The organism is Thioclava sp. IC9 (genome assembly GCF_002213225.1).
In the GTDB taxonomy this organism is placed as follows: Bacteria; Pseudomonadota; Alphaproteobacteria; order Rhodobacterales; family Rhodobacteraceae; genus Thioclava; species Thioclava nitratireducens.
The window spans coordinates 90,226-110,045 of sequence record NZ_NBNX01000005.1 but is presented as its reverse complement, the minus strand read 5'-3'; the positions used below and the strand labels follow the sequence as shown (position 1 = coordinate 110,045).

The window sequence follows — 19,820 nt, the reverse complement described above, 5'->3', positions numbered from 1 at the left end:
TTCTGTCCCTCGGGCCGCGCCCGTCTTCCCTCGGCCCGGACAGACCGGACCGCGCCGTCGTCGTCGGGGCCCCGGCCGCCAGACCGAGACCCCTGTCCCTCAAGAGCAACCGCTGGTCGCCCCGCAGGTGTTGCACTTCATGCAGGTGCCGTTGCGCACCAGCGTGTAGTTGCCGCAATCTCCGCAAGCTTCGCCCTCGTAGCCCTGCATCTTCGCCTTGGCGCGGGCATCCATCTGGACCGAGCCCGAGGAGACCGCGGTGGAGCTGGAGGCACGGGCCTGCGCGCTTTGCGCGGGCATCTGCGAAGTCACCACTTCCACGCCGCCCTGCAGAGCCATCAGCTCTTGCGGCAGGCGCTTGCGCAGATAGCCGGTCGAGGAAATCTGGCGCAGCACTTCGAGCGACTTCGAAGCGTTCTCGGACATCGGCTCGACATTGCCGTCGGCGCGCTTGCCCTCGTTCTCGCCACCGCCCAGATCGTCGAAGCTGGTGCCCTGCGGCTTGATATGCGCAAGGTCGGTGCGGTCGAGATAGGACACGGCCAGTTCGCGGAACACGTAGTCGAGGATCGAGGTCGCGTTCTTGATCGAGTCGTTGCCCTGCACCATCCCGGCCGGTTCGAACTTGGTGAAGGTGAAGGCGTCCACGAACTCCTCCAGCGGCACGCCGTATTGCAGGCCCACCGACACGGCGATCGCGAAGTTGTTCATCATCGCCCGGAAGCCAGCGCCTTCCTTGTGCATGTCGATGAAGATCTCGCCCAACGTGCCGTCATGGTATTCGCCGGTGCGCAGATAGACCTTGTGACCGCCCACGACCGCCTTCTGGGTGTAGCCCTTGCGACGCTCCGGAAGCTTCTCGCGGTGGCTGCGGACGATCTCCTTGACCAGCACCTTCTCGACGATCTTCTCGGCGAGCACGGCGGCCTTTTCCTGGGTCGAGCCGGTGGCGAGGATTTCCTCGGCCTCCTCGTCATCCTCGACCAGCGCGGCAGCCAGCGGCTGCGACAGTTTCGATCCGTCACGGTAGAGCGCATTGGCCTTGATCCCGAGCGACCAGCTGAGCTCGTAGGCTGCTTTCACGTCTTCGATCGAGGCGTGGTTCGCCATGTTGATCGTCTTCGAGATCGCGCCCGAGATGAAGCTCTGCGCGGCAGCCATCATGTGGATGTGGCTCTCGACGCTGAGGTAGCGCTTGCCCTTCTTGCCGCAGGGATTGGCGCAGTCGAACACGCTCAGGTGCTCGTCCTTCAGGTGCGGTGCGCCTTCCAGCGTCATCGTCCCGCAGACATGGTCGTTCGCGGCGTCGATCTGCTTCTTGGTGAAGCCGAGGTGACGCAGCATGTCGAAGGTCGGATCGTTCAGCTTCTCGGCCGGGATGCCCAGCGTCTGGGTGCAGAACTCCTCGCCCAGCGTCCACTGGTTGAAGACGAAGCGGATATCGAAGGCGGTCGGCAGCGCGGCCTCGACCTTCTCGATCTCGCGCGGGCCGAAGCCGTGGCCGATCAGCGCGGTGGTGTTGATGTCGGGGCAGTTGCCAAGGCTGGCGTGGCCCACGGCATAGGCGATGATCTCTTCGATCTGCGCCGAGCTATAGCCCAGCGTTTCGAGCGCGCCCGGCACCGAGCGGTTGATGATCTTGAAGTAGCCGCCGCCTGCAAGCTTCTTGAATTTCACCAGCGCGAAGTCCGGCTCGATCCCGGTGGTGTCGCAATCCATTACCAGACCGATCGTCCCGGTTGGCGCGATCACCGACACCTGCGCGTTGCGGTAGCCGTGCTGCTCGCCCAGGGCCAGCGCCTCGTCCCAGGATTGTTTGGCCAGCGCGATCAGTTCCTGATCGGGGCAGCCCTTGTGATCGAGCGCGACCGGCTTGATCTCGAGGCTCTCGTAGCCATCGGTCTTGCCGTAAGCGGCGTTGCGGTGGTTGCGGATGACGCGGAGCATATGCTTCGAGTTCTTCTCGTAGCCCGGGAACGCGCCCAACTCGCCCGCCATCTCGGCCGAAGTGGCGTAGGAGACACCGGTCATCACGGCGGTCAGCGCGCCACACAGCGCCCGGCCCTCTTTCGAGTCGTAGCCCAGACCCATATTCATCAGCAGGCCGCCGATATTGGCATAGCCGAGGCCCAGCGTGCGGAAGTCGTAGCTGCGCTGCGCGATTTCCTTCGAGGGGAACTGCGCCATCAGCACCGAGATTTCCAGCGTCACGGTCCACAGGCGGGTGGCGTGCATGTAGCTTTCCGCGTCGAACTTGCCGTCCTTGTAGAAGGTCAGCAGGTTCATCGATGCGAGGTTACACGCCGTGTCGTCGAGGAACATGTATTCCGAGCACGGGTTCGAGCCGCGGATCGCGCCGTCTTCGGGGCAGGTGTGCCATTCGTTGACGGTGTCGTGGAACTGGATGCCCGGATCGGCGCAGGCCCAGGCGGCGTGGCCGACCTGCTCCCACAGATCGCGGGCTTTCACGGTCTTGGCGACCTTGCCGTCGGTGCGGCGGATCAGTTCCCAATCGGCATCGTCCTTAACCGCTTTCAGGAAAGCGTTGGTGACGCGGACCGAGTTGTTCGAGTTCTGACCCGAGACCGAAACGTAGGCTTCCGAGTCCCAATCGGTATCGTAGGTCGGGAATTCGATCGAGCTGTAGCCCTGCCGCGCATATTGCAGCACGCGGTTGATGTAGGTTTCCGGGATCATCACGCGCTTGGCGGATTTGATCGCGGCTTTCAGCGCCTCGTTCTGAGTCGGATCGACCGAGGTCTCGTCGGAGCCGTCGAATTCGCGGATCGCGGTGAAGATGCCGTTCAGCTCACGCTCATGCAGCTTGGAGCCCGCGACCAGCGAGGCCACTTTCTGCTCTTCGATGACCTTCCAGTTGACGAATTCCTCGATATCCGGGTGATCCATGTCGCAGATCACCATCTTCGCGGCGCGGCGCGTGGTGCCGCCCGACTTGATCGCGCCCGCCGCGCGGTCGCCGATCTTGAGGAAGCCCATCAGGCCGGAGGATTTGCCACCGCCCGAGAGGCTCTCGCCTTCGGCGCGCAGGCTCGAGAAGTTGGTGCCCGTGCCCGAGCCGTATTTGAACAGGCGCGCCTCGCGGACCCAGAGATCCATGATCCCGCCCTCTTTTACCAGATCGTCCGAGACCGACTGGATGAAGCAGGCATGGGGCTGCGGATGCTCGTAGGCCGAGGTCGAGGAGGTCAGCTTGCCGGTCTTGTGATCGACATAGAAGTGGCCCTGACCGGGACCGTCGATGCCGTAGGCCCAGTGCAGGCCGGTGTTGAACCATTGCGGCGAGTTCGGCGCGGCCATCTGTTCGGCCAGCATGAAGCGCATCTCGTCATAGTAAGCCTGCGCATCAGCTTCCGTGGTGAAGTAGCCGCCCTTCCAGCCCCAATAGCACCAGGCACCGGCGAGACGGTCGAACACTTGCTTGGCCGAGCTTTCGCCCGTGAAGCGCGCCTCTTCGGGGAGTTGGGCCAGCGCCTCTTCATCGGGAACCGAGCGCCACAGGAATTCCGGCACGCCCTTTTCCTTGACCTTCTTCAGCGCCGCCGGGACGCCGGCCTTGCGGAAGTATTTCTGCGCCAGAACGTCCGAGGCGACCTGGCTCCAACCGCTGGGCACTTCGACCGACTCGTTGCGGAACACCACCTTGCCGTCGGGATTGCGAATCTCGGATGCGGTCGTCGTGAACTCCAGCGCGCCGTAGGCGCCGGTTTCGTCGGTGGTGAACTTGCGTTCGATCTTCATTGCCCTGTCCCCGTTTGCAGTCAGTCAAATCCGGTGTCGGCGGGAGCCGCAGAGAACAGAAAGCCCGGGCCTCGCAGTCGACACCGCGAGGGCTGCGCGCCCCGGATTCGGGGGTGCAATGTCCGAAATCTGTCCCTTGGCCCTAGGCTCCACTACATCTGGTGGGTTGGCCTCCGACACCACACAACCTGCCGTAGGCGCACCGAGCCGTCAACGAAACTTTCACCTTGAGTCAGTCCATTTTTCAGTTGACCGGCCCCAAGGGAAGCGGACTGCACGATTCCTCCACATTTGGTTAACGCTAGGACGCCGCGCTGCGGCACCAATAAGGGCCAAATTTCATTGAGGATTCCCGCGCGTTTGCGGCTCATCTGGGAATTTCAATCCACAGCACGCAATATCTTGTGGATAGCCGCGCCGGCTTTGCGCAAAAAATGGGCAAATTCGCGGATCGTGTCGCTAGTGCCACAATCAAGACCTGCCACTAGATGTAGTCAGGGCCGGAATCGGCAATTTGGAGGGATGGTCGGGGCGGCGAGATTCGAACTCACGACCTTCTGTACCCAAAACAGACGCGCTACCAGGCTGCGCTACGCCCCGACGCCCTCTCCTTACAAAGAGGTTCGGCACAAGAAAAGGGTCATTCGCAGGGAAATGCGGCTTGTGTCGGATCGACGCTGGGATGCGCAAGCTCCGCACCCGGCGCGATCCCGTAGCGCGCGGCCATCCCGGCATTGATCTCGAGCACGTAGCGTACCGGCGCGCCGGAGGGAATCGGCGTGTCGTCATTGGGAGTGGTGTTCGCCGCGACCTTCACCACGCGCCCTGCCGGATCGATGAAAACCATATCGAGCGGCAGCGGCGTGTCGTGCATCCAGAAGGCGACCTCGCGCGGGCGGTCATAGATGAAGAGCATCCCTGCCCCCGCGTCCATCTCGCGCCGACCCATCAAGCCCTGCGCACGCTCTGCACTGTCATCGGCAATCTCGATGGTGAAATTCACCAACTGGCCATCGGTGCGCAGAATCGCGAGATCGTCGCGGCATTGCGCTCCGTCCGCCGCGGCGATGCCCGGCGCCAAACTCAGAAGAAGGGCGGCGCTCAGCGCCCGGATTTCAAACCAGCATCCCATGCGAGCACCTGTGCCGCCATCCGCCCCCTCTTGCCTTCGATCACCCGCAGGCACACCGCTTCGCCGGGGCTGAGATCGGCGAAGCCCGATCGACGCAGAACCTCCATGTGAATGAAAATATCCTCTTCGTTTTCGAAGATGTTGGCAAAGCCGAATCCCTTGGCCTTTTCAAACCACTTCACCCGCGCCGGTTCCAGCGGCAGGGCCGCGATATCGTCGAAACTGTTGTCACCCAAATCTTCGATCGGCGCGACGGGCTCGCCTTCCGGGGGTAAAATCTCCAAGACCTCGACCGCCTGCGCGCCGCGCGGGGTCAGCTGCATCTGGACACGAATCCGTGCGCGGTCAGCAATCGAGCCCTGGCCGAAATTGCGAAGCACATTCGCGTGTAGAAGGATATCCGGCCCCCCTTCGCCATCGACGATGAAGCCGAACCCTTTGACTGGGTCAAACCATTTAACGGTGCCGGTGACTTCGCGAGGCTCGGCCTCCGACTCCCCCAGCATCTTCCATCCCGTTTGCATACTTCGGGCTTTCCTGTTCGCATTTCCGCCCGCACCTCACTCAGGAGATGCGGTATTCACGCGACACTTCAAGAGAATTCTCAAAGTTTCAAGACCCTATGCAATTCACGAAGCGCGAGTTTCAGGGGTTTAGGCGGGTCACTTCCCACGCATCGGCAAGGGTTTGCCGGCTCCAACGGAAACGATCGTGAAGGCGAAATGCGCCGTCCGCCCAAAATTCCAACTCCAAGGGCTTGATTCTGAACCCTCCCCAGAAAGGCGGTCGTTCCGGATTTGTGCCATGACCCGCGGTCACCTTCGCGACCTCCGCCATCAGCGCGCTGCGCGAGCTCAGCGGCTCACTTTGTCGCGAGGCCCAGGCCCCGAGACGCGATTTCAAGGAGCGTGACTTGTAATAGACATCGGCCTGCGGCCCTTCTTCGCGTTCAACCATACCGCGAACCCGAATCTGGCGGCGCAATGACTTCCAATGCATCACGAAAGCAGCTTTTCCGGCGCTCTCGATCTCCTGCGCCTTCACCGATCCGTAGTTGGTGTAGAAAACGAACGCCCCGCCCGAGGGCATGTCGCGCCCCTCTATTTCCTTGAGGAGAACCATGCGCGCATTGGGCAGCCCGTCCGGATCGACCGTCGCCAGCGCTATCGCATTGGGATCGTTGATCTCGGTCTCTTCGGCTTCGCTCAGCCAAGCCTGCGCGATCGCGAAAGGATCGTCGCCCGCGAAAATTCCGGTTCTGTCACTCATACTCGCCTCCAGTCTGGCCCGTCGCATGGCACACCGTGCCCAACGCTCCGATCGGCAACACGATCCACACGATCATGCTTGACCGGAGGTCAGTAGCCTTGATGCGTCTTCACCTTTCGCCTAAAGCATTCGGACTTACCAGAGCGAAGCGGGGGACAACCTGACATGTCGAACAACCTGATGGCGGGCAAACGCGGGCTGATCATGGGCCTTGCGAATGACAAATCCATCGCCTGGGGCATCGCCAAGGCCCTCGCGGATGCGGGAGCGGAACTCGCCTTCTCGTTCCAGGGCGAGGCGCTCAAGAAGCGCGTGGGACCGCTGGCCGAACAGCTCGGCTCCGAGATCCTCGTCGAATGCGACGTCGCCAACGGCGACTCGATCAAGAGCCTTTTCGAGACGCTGCGCACGCATTGGGACAGCATCGATTTCGTCGTCCACGCGATCGGTTTCTCCGACAAGTCGGAGCTGCGCGGGCGCTATGTCGACACCTCGCGCGACAACTTCAAAACCACGATGGACATCTCGGTCTATTCCTTCACCGCAGTATGCAAGGAAGCTGCTGCGATGATGAACGAGGGCGGCTCGCTGCTCACGCTGACCTATTACGGTGCCGAGCAGGTCATGCCGCATTACAACGTGATGGGCGTGGCGAAAGCGGCGCTGGAAGCCAGCGTGATGTATATCGCAGAGGACCTCGGCAAGGACGGAATCCGCTGCAACGCGATCTCCGCCGGTCCGATCAAGACGCTCGCGGCTTCGGGCATCGGCGATTTCCGCTACATCATGAAGTGGAACGAGCTGAACTCGCCGCTGCGCCGCAACGTGACGCAGGAAGAGGTCGGCAAGGCCGCGCTCTACCTGCTCTCCGATCTCGGCTCCGGCACCACCGGCGAGACGCTGCATGTTGACGCGGGCTATCACGTCGTGGGCATGAAAGCGGTCGACGCACCCGATATCGACGTGGTCACCAAGCGGAAGGAATGAGATGACCCTCGCGGCCCTCACCGCGATCTATTTCGTGCATCTGGCCGCGGCGATGTCGCCGGGGCCAGCTGTGCTGCTGGCCGCGCGCACGGGACTGCGCGACGGGTTCCAGCGCGGCATCTGGCTCGCACTCGGGATCGGCTTGGGCGCGGTTATCTGGGCGGCGGCGGCGCTGTTCGGTCTCGCCCTCATCTTCAAGATCGCCCCTGCCCTGCTTACCACGCTGAAAATCGCCGGCGCGGCCTATCTGCTGTGGCTCGCATACAAGATGTGGCGCCACGCGGACGATCCGATGGACGATGAGATTCCCGACCTGCCCCGCACCCGCTCGGCTCCGCGTCTGATCTGGCTCGGCATCTCGACCCAGCTCGCCAACCCGAAACCCGCCGTATTCTTCGGCACCGTCTTCCTGACCTTCATCCCGCCCTCGGCGCCCGCATGGGCCTATGCCGCGATCCTCGGCATCGTGATGTTCAACGATGCGGGATGGAACGTCATCGTCGCGCGGATATTCTCGCTCGAGAAGACGCGCGCGGCCTATCTGAACCTGAAAACCGTGATCGAGCGCTGCTTCGGCGGCCTGCTGGCGCTGCTCGGTCTGAAACTCGCTCTGAGCTGAGGAGACCCCCGATGTCCGATCGTCTGCCGCATGAAAAAGGCTTCCACGTCAGCTGGGACCAAATCCACCGGGACGCCCGTGCGCTGGCATGGCGCCTCGACGGCAAGGGGCCGGGCGACGGCAGCTGGCGCGCCGTGGTAGGCATCACCCGTGGCGGCCTCGTTCCGGCGGCGATCGTCGCGCGCGAACTGGACATCCGCACGGTCGATACGATCTCGGTCAAAAGCTACAACCATCAGGAACAACGCGAAGCGCAGGTCATCAAGCCCACGCAGGAGAGCCTGATGGAAAACGGCGGCGAAGGCGTGCTGATCGTCGACGACCTCGTCGATACCGGCAACACGCTGAAGCTGGTGCGCGACCTCTTCCCGAAGGCGCAATTCGCGACCGTCTACGCCAAGCCGATGGGCGCACCGCTGGTCGACACCTTCATCACCGAAGTCAGCCAGGACACTTGGATCTTCTTCCCCTGGGACATGGCGCTGCAATATGTGCAACCCTATCGCGGCACGGACTGATCAGTGCGGTTCGGCGCACCCGGAACCCCTCTCGGGCGGTTCCTGCACTGGCTTTTCGAGGTCAGCCTGATCATCAAGGCGATCTTCGAGATTGCGGAAACGCTGTCCGGCCTCGCGCTTCTCGGGCTGCCGAAGAATGCGGTCTTCGACGCCGCGCATTGGCTGACCGCGCGCGAGCTGCGCGAGGATCCCAATGACCGCATCGCCAATGCGTTCCTCAACGCGGCCCATCACTTCTCGATCCAGACTCAGGATTTCTACGGTTTCTATTTCACCAGCCACGGCTTGCTGAAGCTGGTCGTGGTGATCCTGCTGATCCGTGGACTGATCTGGGCCTACCCGATGGCGATCGTGATGATGACCGGCTTCGTGGCCTACCAGATGTATCTCTACAGTCTGAACCATGGCGCAGGCATGCTGGCGCTGACGGTGCTGGATCTCGTGGTCATCGCGCTGACCCTACGCGAGTGGTATGTGCGGCACAGCTTCGCATGGCGCAACCACCATGAGGGACGCAGCTAGGGCGCGCTGCCCGCTTATCTGCCTCCGTTTGCGCCTCACCCCCGAGATATTCCCGACAAGAGGAAGCGCAGCCCCCTTCTTCTCGATCCAAATATCCCTGCCGGAGGCTCCCGCCTCTTGCCAAGCGCGCGGCGCTCTGCTGATCTCGCGCCGATCAGCCAAGAGGACCTTCATGCCCCATCCGCTCAACCCCGCCCTCGCCGCCACCTTCCCGCCCCCGGTCATGGAGGCGCGGCGCTGGCTCGACGGGGTCGAGTTCACCGCCGATCGCCCGCTGATCAATGTCTCGCAGGCAGCCCCCGTCGATCCGCCGCCCGAGGCGCTGCGCCAAGCCATCGCCGAAGCCGCGCTGAACGATCCGCAGGCGCATCTCTACGGACCGGTTCTGGGCCTTCCCGATCTGCGCGCGGAACTCGCGCATCAATGGTCGCTGGCCTATGGCGGCGAGGTCGCCGCGCGTCAGGTCGCGATCACCCAAGGCTGCAATCAGGCGTTCTGCGCGACGCTGGCCACGCTCGCAGGCCCGGGCGACGAGGTGATCCTGCCGACGCCTTGGTATTTCAATCACAAGATGTGGCTCGACATGGCGGGCGTGCACACGGTGCCGCTCGCCCCCGGCGCGGGGCTTCTGCCCGATCCCGAGGAGGCCGCCGCGAAGATCACCGGCAAGACCCGGGCGATCGTGCTCGTCTCGCCCAACAACCCGGGCGGGGCGGAATATCCGGCCGAGCTGCTGCGCGCCTTCGCCGATCTGGCCAAGCGTCACAAGCTCGCGCTGATCGTGGACGAGACCTATCGCGACTTCGACTCGCGCAATGGAGCTCCGCATGACCTGTTCTCCGATCCCGACTGGCCGGACTATTTCATCCATCTCTATTCCTTCTCGAAAGCCTATCGCCTGACGGGGCATCGCGTCGGCGCCATCGTCGCAGGCGAGGCGCGCCTCGCAGAGGTCGAGAAATTTCTCGACACGGTGGCCATCTGCCCCTCGCAGCTTGGTCAGATGGCAGCGCTGTGGGGGATGGTCCACCTGTCGCAATGGGTCGCGGGCGAGCGCGAGGAAATCCTGCGCCGCCGCACCGCGATGGAGGCGGCCTTCGCCGATCTCGAAGGCTGGAAGATGCTGGGCTGCGGCGCCTATTTCGCCTATGTCACCCATCCCGATCCGCGCCCCTCTCCTGATTTCGCGCAGGCTCTGGTGCGCGAGGCGGGCGTGCTGATGCTGCCCGGCACGATGTTCATGCCACAGGGCGCAAACGGAGCCGCGCAGCAGATGCGGATCGCCTTCGCCAATGTCGACAGTGACGGGATCGCGGCGCTGCGCGACCGGCTGGCGAGCCTCGCGCGCAGCTAGCCTTGCAGGCCAGTAATCAAAGCCCTAAACAGCGCCAAAAGACAATTCCCGAGGAGGACCCCCGATGAAGATGCGCAGCCACGGCAAGAGTGTCGTCGTCTGGATCTTGCTGGCCATGCTGATCCTTGGTCTCGGCGGTTTCGGGCTACGCAGCTTCTCCGGTTCGGCCAAGTCGGTCGGCGCGGTCGGCGAGACCAAGATCACCGTGGACGATTACGCTCGCGCTCTGCGTCAGGAAATGCAGCAGCGCTCGCAGCAGCTTGGCCAGGCGGTGACGATGGCGCAGATGAAGGCGTCGGGCGCGGACCAGCGGGTGCTGGGCAAGCTGATCGGTCAGGCCGCGATCGGTGAGGGCGCGCGGCGTCTTGGCGTCTCGGTCGGCGACAAGCAGCTGCAGCAGAAGATCTACGACATCCCGGCCTTCCAGAACGCCTCGGGCAAGTTCGACCGCGAGACCTACAAGTTCGCGCTGCGCCAGCAAGGCTATTCCGAACAGCAATTCGAAGCGCAGCTGCGCGACGATCTCGCCCGCTCGATCATTCAGGGCGCAGTCGCGGGCGGCGTGGATGCCCCCAAGCCCGTCGTGGATGCCTATACGCAATATGTAGGCGAGAAGCGCGGCTTCACTTGGGCGGAAGTGACGGAGAGCGATCTGACCAAGGCGATCCCGGATCCGACGGACGAGCAGCTCAAAACCTATTACAACGACCATATCGATCAGTTCACCGCGCCCGAGACGCGTGACATCACCTATGCCTGGCTGACGCCTGAGATGCTGGCCGACAAGGTGAAGATCGACGACGCCACGCTGAAGGCCGAATACGAGCGTCGGATCGACGAGTTCAAGCAGCCCGAGAAGCGCCTCGTGGAGCGTCTCGTCTATTCCGACATGGATGCCGCGAAAGCCGCTAAAGCCAAGCTGGACGGCGGCGCGACCTTTGCCGATCTTGCGAAGGATCGCGGCCTGACGCTGGACGATGCCGATCTGGGCGACGTGACTCGCGACGATCTGGGCAAGGCCGCCGACGCGGTCTTCTCGGCCGAAAACAACACCGTGGTCGGCCCCGTCGAGACCGATCTGGGCCCGGCGCTGTTCAAGGTGAACGGCATCATCGATGCACAGGAGACCTCGTTCGCCGACGCGCGCGACGAACTGGCGGGCGATGCCGAGGCCGAGAAGGCCCGCAACGAGATCGGCAAGATGAGTGAAAACCTGCAGGACCGTCTGGCCGGAGGCGCGACTCTGGAGGAGATGGCCAAGGAAACCGACATGGAGCTTGGCCAGATCGCTTTCACCGCCGACAGCACCGACGGCATCGCGGGATATGACGAATTCCGCAAGGCGGCGAACGAGGCGACGACCGACGCCTATCCCGAGCTGCAGACCCTGTCGGATGGCGGCGTCTTCGCGTTGCGCCTGAACAAGATCGTGCCGCCCCAGCCCAAGCCCTTCGACGAGGTGAAGAGCGACGTGGCCGATGCGTGGCGCGCCGATCAGGTCGTGCAGGCGGAAGAGGCCCGCGCCAAGGAGATCGTCTCTGCGGTCGAGGGCGGCAAGTCGCTGGGCGAGACCGGCGTGCTGACCACCAAGGTGGCGAGCATCGGGCGCGGCGGCTATTCCGACGAACTGCCGCCGCCCGTGGTCTCGAAGGTCTTCAAGACCGAACCGGGCAAGCCGGCGCAGATCACCGCCAGCGGCAAGGTCTATGTCTTCGTCACCGACAAGGTCATCCCGGCGGATATGGAAGATGCTGACACCAAGCTGATCTCGGGTCAGATCGGCAAACAGCTGTCGAACTCGCTGGCCAATGACCTGCTCAATTTCTACGCGACCGCCGTGGAGTCGGAGGCCGGGCTCGATCTCGACAGCCAGACCGTGACCGCGGTGCAGTCGCAGATGCAGTAAGGAGGCCCGTCGTGGTCGCTCTCTCCCCCTCTTTCGAGGCGTTCGAGGAACGCTGGGCCAAGGGTGAAAATCAGTTGGTCTACGCCCGGCTCGCGGCCGATCTGGACACGCCCGTCTCGCTGATGCTCAAGCTCGCCGAGGCGCAGCCGAATTCCTTCATGCTGGAATCGGTGACCGGTGGCGAGGTGCGCGGGCGCTACTCGATCGTCGGCATGAAGCCTGACGTGATCTGGGAGTGCCGGGGCGAGCAGGCGCAGATCAACCGCTCGGCACGCTTCGACGAGGCATGGGAAGATCTTCCGGGCCACCCGTTCGATAGCCTGCGGGCGCTGATCGCGGAGAGTCGCATCGACATGCCCGACGATCTGCCTGCCGCGGCGGCGGGTCTGTTCGGCTATCTCGGCTATGACACGATCCGGCTGGTGGAGAAGCTGCCGAACGTGAACCCCGATCCGTTGGGCGTACCCGACGCGATGCTGCTGCGCCCGTCGGTCGTGGCCGTACTCGACGGGGTGAAGGGCGACGTGATCATCTGCGCGCCGGCCTTCCAGTCGGCCGGTCTGTCGGCGCGCGCCGCGTATGCGCAGGCCGCCGAGCGCGTCTCGGATGCGCTGCGCGATCTCGACCGCACGCCGGTCGAGAGCCGGGATCTGGGCGAGAGCCTGCAGGTCGGCGAGATGCGCTCGAACTTCACCAAGGAGGGCTACATGTCCGCCGTGGAGACCGCGAAGGATTACATCCGCGCGGGAGACATCTTCCAGGTGGTTCCGGCGCAGCGCTGGTCGGCGCATTTCCCGCTGCCGCCCTTCGCGCTTTACCGCAGCTTGCGACGCACGAACCCCTCCCCCTTCATGTTCTTCCTGAACTTCGGAGGCTTCCAGATCGTGGGCGCGTCGCCTGAAATCCTCGTGCGGGTCCGCGAGGGCGAGGTGACGATCCGCCCGATCGCGGGCACCCGCCCGCGCGGGGCTACCCCTGCCGAGGACAAGGCGCTGGAAGAGGATCTGCTGGCCGACAATAAGGAGTTGGCCGAGCACCTGATGCTGCTCGATCTCGGTCGCAACGATGTCGGCCGCGTCTCGAAGATCGGCTCCGTGCACCCGACCGAGAAGTTCATCATCGAGCGATACAGCCACGTCATGCATATCGTCTCGAACGTGGTGGGCGAGCTCAGCGACGATCAGGACGCGCTCTCGGCGCTGCTGGCTGGTCTGCCTGCGGGCACTGTCTCGGGCGCGCCCAAGGTTCGCGCAATGGAAATCATCGACGAGCTGGAGCCCGAGAAGCGCGGCATTTATGGCGGTGGCGTGGGCTATTTCGCGGCCAATGGCGAAATGGACATGTGCATCGCGCTGCGCACGGCGGTGGTGAAGGACAAGACGCTCTACATTCAGGCGGGCGGCGGCGTGGTCTATGACAGCGACCCCGAGGCGGAATGGCAGGAGACGGTCAATAAGTCCAAAGCGCTGCGCAAGGCCGCCGAGGATGCGGGGCTGTTCGTGGCGACACGCGGCAACGGCTGAGCACCGTCACCACAGGCGAAAAGAGAGAAACGCGGGCTTACTGGCCCGCGTTTTCCATTTTCGGCTCGGTCTCCGGGGCGGGCGCAGCTTGCGTCACGGTATCAAGTGCGAGCGCCGAGACCGGGGTGAGCGTCACCTTGTCCTGCGCGTCAACATACCAATCCTCGATCCCCTGGAACGACTCCGGCCAAGCGGACAGCATTACCACCACCGAGCCATTGCGCTCTGCTTCGAAATCGGCGCGCGCCAGCATCCGCGAGATCACGGCAGCCTTCTCGCGCCCGTCATCGATCACGCGCCAGACCTGCGCGCGCGGCAGATCGGCGGAGATCGCGATCTGGTTGGCGCTGTCGAACCCCTTCTTCTGCGTGACCACGCCCAGCCCGCTGCGCCCGAGCGCCGAGACCATCTGACGCGCGAGCGGACGGTTGTTCTGGAACTGCGGCTCCGGCGGCTCCACGACGGCGACGGCCTCGGGGATCACGTGACGCCACGCCTCGAGCGCCACCTCGACATCCTCGGGGGCGGCATTGGCGGGCAGACCGGACGCAAGGATCGCGACCTCGAACCCCGCCGCGCGGAAGGCTTTGGCATCTTCGGCAGCGCCGTCCCGGGTTGGATCGATCGCGATGGTCATCGGCAGATCGCTCGCCGTGATCGTCGCCGGATCGAGCCCGCCCTTCGCCACGCCCGGATCGATCAGAACCAGCGAAATCTCCGGCTTGTCGCCGGCTGGCGCGGGGGCTGCGAATTTCTCGATCGGGCTCAGGTCAGCCGCATCGACCTGCGCGGTCCCCGGCGCATCCTGCGCGCCGCCGCCGTCAGGTCCGTCCCCGAGGGCGGGCGGCGTCGAAGGCGTCACCTGCGGCAAGCGATCCACCACGACGCCGGGCGCTGATTTGAACCCGCTCGCGGGCTTGCCCGGCATCGAGGGCGCATCCTGCAACGAGAAGATGCGCGGCTTGGTCGGCACCGCATCCCCGCCTTGCGGGAGGGCGCGCCCGGCGGGCAGGTCCGGGCTTGCCGATGGGTCGGTCGAAATCTCGGGTCTATCCGCCTGCGCGGTGTCGATCCCCTCCCCTTCGGACGGCAACCGATCAGGTGCGGGCATGTCCGCCAAAGACGGAGCCGTTTCGGGCTCCGCTTTGGGGGGCGTCAGTTTGGCCCCGGGCAGTGCCGGCATATCGGTCGCGACGACAGCCGTATTACCCTCATCGGCGGGCGGCGTTGCTTTCTCGGGCGCTTTCGGCGGCTGCAAGCTCACCTCCGGCAAGGCGGGCATCTCGGCTGCGGGCGCATTTTCTGCAGTCATATCCGGCTGCGCCTCGCGGGCGGCGGGCGTCGTCGCAGGTGTGTCCACGGTCGGCGCGCTCATCGCCGACGCGACATTCGGGGCTTCCGGCGATGTCTCGCGCGCAGGCGCGGGCTCGATCACCGGCGCAACCTCGGGTGCGGTGTCGGGCGCAGGCGCACCTTGCAGAGCGGAAGGCGGCGCGTTGTCCGGTTGCGCGCCCGCCTCCGGCGCGACCGGCGCGGCGAGCGCGACCGTCTCGCCTTGCGCTTCGGGACGCGGCTCGGCCATGTCGGTCGACATCTCGGGGCGCGCGGCGCTTTGGATTTCGTCGGCACTGGGCGGCGCGAGGCTTGGCTGCGGCTCGGACACGCGGGGCGCCCGGGTCGGTGCCGAGAGCGGCGCCCCGTCCGGGGTCGGCATCGCGGGCGTTCGATCGGTCGCCGGGCGCGAGAAATCGGAGCCCGCGGGCAAGTCCACATTCGCGGGTTCTTCGGGCGTCGGGCTTCCGGCGAGCTTGATCTCCGCGCCGGGCTCTTTCGGGGCCGGGAAGATCAACGACATCACCGCCGTGCCGAAAACCGCGACCAGCAGACCGGCCAGCCCGCCCTTCATCACAGATCGCATCATTGCCTGCCTCCATCTTCACCGCTCTTGATACGCGGCTTTTCCCGGGGACTGCCCTTGACCCCGGCCCTTCGCTGATAGCATCTATAGCCCGACCCGATCCCCGGTTCACCCCCCTTGATAGGCGCATCCGCGCCTGACCGCATCGGGGACGCCGGGGGCCAACAAACGAAAGGGCCCGGCCATGCTGCTGCTCATCGATAATTATGACAGCTTCACCTACAATTTGGTGCACTATTTTGGCGAGCTGGGCGCCGATGTGAAGGTCTGGCGTAACGACGCGCTGAACGTTCAGGACGCGATGGGCATGGGTGCCGAGGCGATCGTACTCTCGCCCGGGCCTTGCGATCCCGATCAAGCCGGCATCTGCCTGCCGCTGGTGATGGCCGCGGCCGAGGCCAAGCTGCCGCTGTTCGGCGTCTGTCTGGGGCATCAGACCATCGGTCAGGCCTTCGGCGGGAAAGTCGTGCGCGCCTCCCAGATCGTGCATGGCAAGATGGGCGAGATCCGCCACGAGGGCAAAGGCTGCTTCAAGGGCCTGCCCTCTCCGCTGAAAGCCACGCGCTACCACTCGCTGATCGTAGAGCGCGAGAGCCTGCCCGACTGCCTCGAGATCACCGCCGAGCTGGATGACGGCACGATCATGGGGCTGCGCCATCGCGAGTTGCCGATCGAGGGCGTGCAGTTCCACCCGGAATCCATCGCCTCCGAGCATGGCCACGCGATGCTGAAGAATTTCCTGACAGAGGCAGGCGTCAGCCTGAAGGTGCCCGCATGAGCCAGCCCATGAGCGAAGCGATGAAGCCGCTGATCTACTCGGCCTCCGAGGGTCCGCTGAGCCGCGCGCAGGCGGAGATGGCCTTCGAAATCCTGTTCAACGGCGAAGCTTCTCCCGCGCAGGTCGGCGGCTTGTTGATGGCGCTGAGGGCGCGCGGGGAATCCGTGTCGGAATATGCCGCTGCCGCCGCCGCGATGCGCGCGAAATGCGTGCCGGTCAAAGCCCCCGAAGGCGCAATCGACATCGTCGGGACCGGCGGCGACGGGATGCACACGCTCAACATCTCGACGGCTGCGGCCTTCGTCGTGGCGGGCGCGGGCGTTCCGGTCGCAAAGCATGGCAACCGCGCGGCCTCGTCGAAATCGGGCACGGCGGATGTGCAGTCCGAGCTCGGCATTGACGTGATGGCGGGGCCGGAGGCGACAGAGCGCGGTCTGGCCGAGGCGAATATCGGCTTCATGATGGCGCAGATCCACCACCCCGCGATGCGTCATGTCGGGTCGGTGCGTCAGGAGTTGGGCTGCAAGACGATCTTCAACATCCTCGGCCCGCTGACCAACCCCGCAGGCGTGAAGCGACAGCTGACCGGGGCCTTCGCGCCCGACCTGATCTTCCCGATGGCCGAGACGTTGCAGATGCTCGGCGCCGAGAAGGCATGGCTTGTCCATGGCTCGGACGGCACCGACGAGATCACCATCTGCGGCACGACCGAAGTCGCTGCGCTGGAAAACGGCCGGATCGAGTCGATCCAGATCCACCCCGAGGATGCCGGGTTGCCCGTCCATCGCTTCCGCGATCTGATCGGCGGCACCGCAGCCGAGAACGCCGCCGCCCTGCGCGCACTGCTCGAGGGTGAGCCCTCGGCCTATCGCGACGCGGTGATCTTCAACGCCGCCGCCGCGCTCGTCGTGGCCGACAAGGTCTCGGACCTGAAATCCGGGGCGGAAATGGCGGCCGAGAGCATCGACAGCGGAAAGGCCAAGACCGCTCTGGAAACGCTGGCCCGCATCACGCAGGAGGTCGCCGGATGAGCACGATCCTCGACAAGATCAAGGCCTACAAGCTTGAAGAGATCAAAGCGGCCAAAGCCGCCCGCCCGCTGAGCGAGGTTGAAGCTCAGGCCAAGGCGCAGGCGCCCACGCGCGGTTTTGCCAACGCCCTGACCGCGAAGGCGGAAACGGGCTACGGGCTGATCGCCGAGATCAAGAAGGCCTCGCCCTCGAAAGGGCTGATCCGCCCCGATTTCGACCCGCCCGCGCTGGCCAAAGCCTATGAGCAAGGCGGTGCTGCCTGCCTATCGGTGCTGACCGACACGCCGTCTTTTCAGGGCGCGCCGGAGTTCCTGAGTGCGGCGCGCGCGGCCTGCTCGCTGCCCGCGCTGCGCAAGGATTTCCTCTATGACACCTATCAGGTCGCGGAGGCCCGCGCCTGGGGCGCCGATTGCATCCTGATCATCATGGCTTCGGTCGAGGATGATCTTGCGGCTGAGCTGGAAGACGCAGCCTTTGGTTGGGGCATGGATGTGCTGGTCGAAGTGCATGACATGGAAGAGACCGAACGCGCGCTCAAACACCTGAGGTCGCCGCTTCTGGGCGTGAACAACCGCAACCTGAAGACCTTCGAGGTCACGCTCGACGTGACCCGCGAACTTGCACCGAGCATCCTCGCCGAGGGCCGCGATCTGGTCTGCGAAAGCGGCATCTTCACCCGCGACGACATGGCCGCGATGGCCGAGGTCGGCGCGCGCCGCTTCCTGATCGGCGAAAGCCTGATGAGGCAGGACGATGTCGCGGGCGCCACCCGGACGCTTCTGGAGGTCGCATGAGCCTGTCGCATTTCGACAAGGACGGTCAGGCCCATATGGTCGACGTCTCCGACAAGGACGTGACCGACCGCATCGCCGTGGCCGAGGGGCGCGTGGTAATGCTGCCCGAGACGCTGGATTATGTCCTGAAGGGCACCGCGAAGAAGGGCGACGTTCTGGGCATCGCGCGGATCGCGGGCATCATGGCCGCGAAGAAGACCTCCGATCTGATCCCGCTCTGTCACCCGCTGCCGATCACCAAGGTCACGCTCGATCTGGAACCCGACGAGGCGCTGCCTGGTGTGCGCATCCGCGCCACCGTGAAAACCTCGGGTCAGACCGGCGTCGAGATGGAGGCGCTGACCGCCGTGTCGGCGGCTGCGCTGACAGTCTATGACATGCTCAAGGCGGTCGAGAAATCCATGCAGATCGAGGGTATCCGCGTCGTGCTGAAAGACGGCGGGAAATCCGGCAAATACGAGGCTGAAGGGAGCGCAACATGAGCCTGTTGCCCGTCGAAGAAGCGCTTGAAAAGGTTCTGACGCTGGTCGAACCGCTGGGTACCGAACGCGTGAGCCTGCGTCATGCGCTCGGTCGTGTGATGGCGGAGCCCGCGACCGCGCAATTGACCCAGCCGCCCTTCTCGGGCTCGGCGATGGATGGCTATTGGCTCGACAAGGCCGACCACCTGCCCGGCGCGACGCTGACCGTCGAGGGCGAAGCCGCCGCGGGTCGCGGCTATGAGGGTCAGCCCAAGCCCGGCCAGGCGGTACGCATTTTCACCGGCGCGCCAGTGCCGGGGCCGAATGGCGTGGTCGTGCTGCAGGAGAACGTGACGCGCGAAGGCGACACGATCACGCTGCCGCAAGAGCTTGATAGCAATACCAATATCCGGCCGAAGGGTCAGGATTTCGCGCAAGGCGAGAGCTTCTGCCCCGACCGCCCGCTGACCGCGCGCGACCTCGGGCTGCTGGCGGCGATGAACGTGCCCGCCCTCACCGTGCGCCGCCGCCCCATCGTCGCGATCATCGCGACTGGCGACGAGTTGGTGATGCCGGGCGAAGAGCCGGGGCCGGACCAGATCATCTGCTCCAACAGCTTCATCGTCGCGGCATTGGCCGAGCGCATGGGCGCAGAAGCGCGCATGCTGCCGATCGCTCGCGACGACCGCGACAGTCTGCGCACCGTGTTCGACCTCGCGAAGGGCGCCGATATGGTGGTGACCTCCGGTGGCGCCTCGGTCGGCGCGCATGATCTTGTGGGCGACGTGGCCGAGGAACTGGGGCTCGAACGCAGCTTCTGGAAGATCGCGATGCGCCCGGGCAAGCCCTTGATGGCGGGCCGGATGGGCGAGGCCGCGATGCTGGGCCTTCCGGGCAACCCGGTCTCGGCAACGGTCTGTGCCGAACTGTTCCTGCGCCCGATGCTGCGCAAGCTTTCGGGCCTGTCGCCCGAAACTCGCGTGAAACAGGCAATCCTCGCGACCGATACCGGCCCCACCGGTCCGCGCACGCATTACATGCGCGCCACGCTCGTGCCCGGCGATCCCCTGCCCCGCGTCACGCCCTTCGACAACCAGGACTCCGCGATGCTGAGCCTCCTGTCGCAGGCCGATTGCCTGCTGATCCGCCCCATCGGCGACGGGCCGCGCAAGGCGGGCGAGACGGTCGAGATCCTGCCGCTCGACTGAGCCGCGCCCGCCTCGGCCGTTGACAGCCCCCGTGAACAAGG

17 protein-coding genes and 1 tRNA gene are annotated in these 19,820 nt (G+C 64.8%); 12 read left to right on the top strand and 6 right to left on the bottom strand.

What is annotated here, in order from left to right:
• Positions 1-99: 99 nt before the first annotated feature.
• The 5 genes from B6V76_RS14160 to pdxH all read right to left on the bottom strand — a co-directional run bounded on the left by B6V76_RS14160 (position 100) and on the right by pdxH (position 6,160).
• Entirely contained in the window at positions 100-3,759 is a 3,660-nt protein-coding gene (locus B6V76_RS14160; RefSeq protein ID WP_088727748.1) for a vitamin B12-dependent ribonucleotide reductase, read from the bottom strand.
• A 523-nt stretch (positions 3,760-4,282) separates the two neighbouring features.
• A tRNA-Pro gene (locus B6V76_RS14155) sits at positions 4,283-4,359 on the bottom strand.
• Between the two features lie 40 nt (positions 4,360-4,399).
• Complete coding sequence (locus B6V76_RS14150; RefSeq protein ID WP_088727747.1) at positions 4,400-4,891, bottom strand: DUF192 domain-containing protein; 492 nt, start codon at positions 4,889-4,891, stop codon at positions 4,400-4,402.
• Positions 4,861-5,397: a cold shock domain-containing protein gene (locus B6V76_RS14145; RefSeq protein ID WP_075775745.1), complete on the bottom strand. Its 537-nt coding sequence runs from the start codon at positions 5,395-5,397 to the stop codon at positions 4,861-4,863. The genes B6V76_RS14150 and B6V76_RS14145 overlap by 31 nt, the downstream gene beginning before the upstream one ends.
• Positions 5,398-5,536: 139 nt before the next feature.
• Complete coding sequence (gene pdxH, locus B6V76_RS14140) at positions 5,537-6,160, bottom strand: pyridoxamine 5'-phosphate oxidase (protein WP_075775647.1); 624 nt, start codon at positions 6,158-6,160, stop codon at positions 5,537-5,539.
• Positions 6,161-6,325: 165 nt separating this feature from the next.
• Between pdxH and fabI the strand changes: the two genes are divergently transcribed.
• The 7 genes from fabI (at position 6,326) to trpE (ending at position 13,589) form a co-directional block, all read left to right on the top strand.
• Positions 6,326-7,147 carry an enoyl-ACP reductase FabI gene (gene fabI, locus B6V76_RS14135; protein ID WP_075775648.1) on the top strand — a complete coding sequence of 274 codons (822 nt, stop codon included), beginning with the start codon at positions 6,326-6,328 and terminating at the stop codon, positions 7,145-7,147.
• A 1-nt stretch (position 7,148) separates the two neighbouring features.
• The gene (locus tag B6V76_RS14130) at positions 7,149-7,766 is read left to right on the top strand and encodes a LysE family translocator (RefSeq protein WP_088727746.1); all 618 of its coding nucleotides are present in this window, start codon (positions 7,149-7,151) and stop codon (positions 7,764-7,766) included.
• A gap of 11 nt (positions 7,767-7,777) precedes the next feature.
• Positions 7,778-8,284, top strand: a complete 507-nt coding sequence (gpt, locus tag B6V76_RS14125) for a xanthine phosphoribosyltransferase (RefSeq protein ID WP_075775650.1) — start codon at positions 7,778-7,780, stop codon at positions 8,282-8,284.
• Positions 8,285-8,287: 3 nt separating this feature from the next.
• Positions 8,288-8,806 (top strand): DUF2127 domain-containing protein, encoded by a 519-nt coding sequence (locus B6V76_RS14120; RefSeq protein WP_075775651.1) that lies wholly within the window; start codon positions 8,288-8,290, stop codon positions 8,804-8,806.
• Between the two features lie 172 nt (positions 8,807-8,978).
• Complete coding sequence (locus B6V76_RS14115) at positions 8,979-10,160, top strand: aminotransferase (RefSeq protein WP_075775652.1); 1,182 nt, start codon at positions 8,979-8,981, stop codon at positions 10,158-10,160.
• Positions 10,161-10,224: 64 nt separating this feature from the next.
• A complete protein-coding gene (locus tag B6V76_RS14110) occupies positions 10,225-12,066 on the top strand; it encodes a SurA N-terminal domain-containing protein (RefSeq protein WP_088727745.1) in 1,842 nt (613 codons plus the stop codon).
• Between the two features lie 11 nt (positions 12,067-12,077).
• On the top strand, positions 12,078-13,589 hold the full coding sequence (trpE, locus tag B6V76_RS14105; protein ID WP_088727744.1) for an anthranilate synthase component I: 1,512 nt from the start codon (positions 12,078-12,080) through the stop codon (positions 13,587-13,589).
• Positions 13,590-13,626: 37 nt separating this feature from the next.
• Here trpE and B6V76_RS14100 read toward each other — a convergent pair whose 3' ends face one another.
• Complete coding sequence (locus B6V76_RS14100) at positions 13,627-15,510, bottom strand: divergent polysaccharide deacetylase family protein (protein WP_088727743.1); 1,884 nt, start codon at positions 15,508-15,510, stop codon at positions 13,627-13,629.
• 181 nt (positions 15,511-15,691) lie between these two features.
• On the opposite strand from B6V76_RS14100, the gene B6V76_RS14095 reads away from it, so the two are divergent.
• From B6V76_RS14095 to glp, 5 genes are read left to right on the top strand one after another with little or no spacing between them, the layout of a single operon-like run.
• The gene (locus B6V76_RS14095) at positions 15,692-16,285 is read left to right on the top strand and encodes an aminodeoxychorismate/anthranilate synthase component II (protein ID WP_088727742.1); all 594 of its coding nucleotides are present in this window, start codon (positions 15,692-15,694) and stop codon (positions 16,283-16,285) included.
• Between the two features lie 8 nt (positions 16,286-16,293).
• Entirely contained in the window at positions 16,294-17,316 is a 1,023-nt protein-coding gene (gene trpD, locus B6V76_RS14090) for an anthranilate phosphoribosyltransferase (RefSeq protein WP_088724861.1), read from the top strand.
• Positions 17,313-18,110, top strand: a complete 798-nt coding sequence (gene trpC, locus B6V76_RS14085; protein WP_088727741.1) for an indole-3-glycerol phosphate synthase TrpC — start codon at positions 17,313-17,315, stop codon at positions 18,108-18,110. Before trpD ends, trpC begins: the two co-directional genes overlap by 4 nt.
• The gene (gene moaC, locus B6V76_RS14080) at positions 18,107-18,592 is read left to right on the top strand and encodes a cyclic pyranopterin monophosphate synthase MoaC (protein ID WP_075775658.1); all 486 of its coding nucleotides are present in this window, start codon (positions 18,107-18,109) and stop codon (positions 18,590-18,592) included. Before trpC ends, moaC begins: the two co-directional genes overlap by 4 nt.
• A gap of 2 nt (positions 18,593-18,594) precedes the next feature.
• Positions 18,595-19,779, top strand: a complete 1,185-nt coding sequence (gene glp / locus B6V76_RS14075) for a gephyrin-like molybdotransferase Glp (RefSeq protein WP_088727832.1) — start codon at positions 18,595-18,597, stop codon at positions 19,777-19,779.
• Positions 19,780-19,820 lie beyond the last annotated feature (41 nt).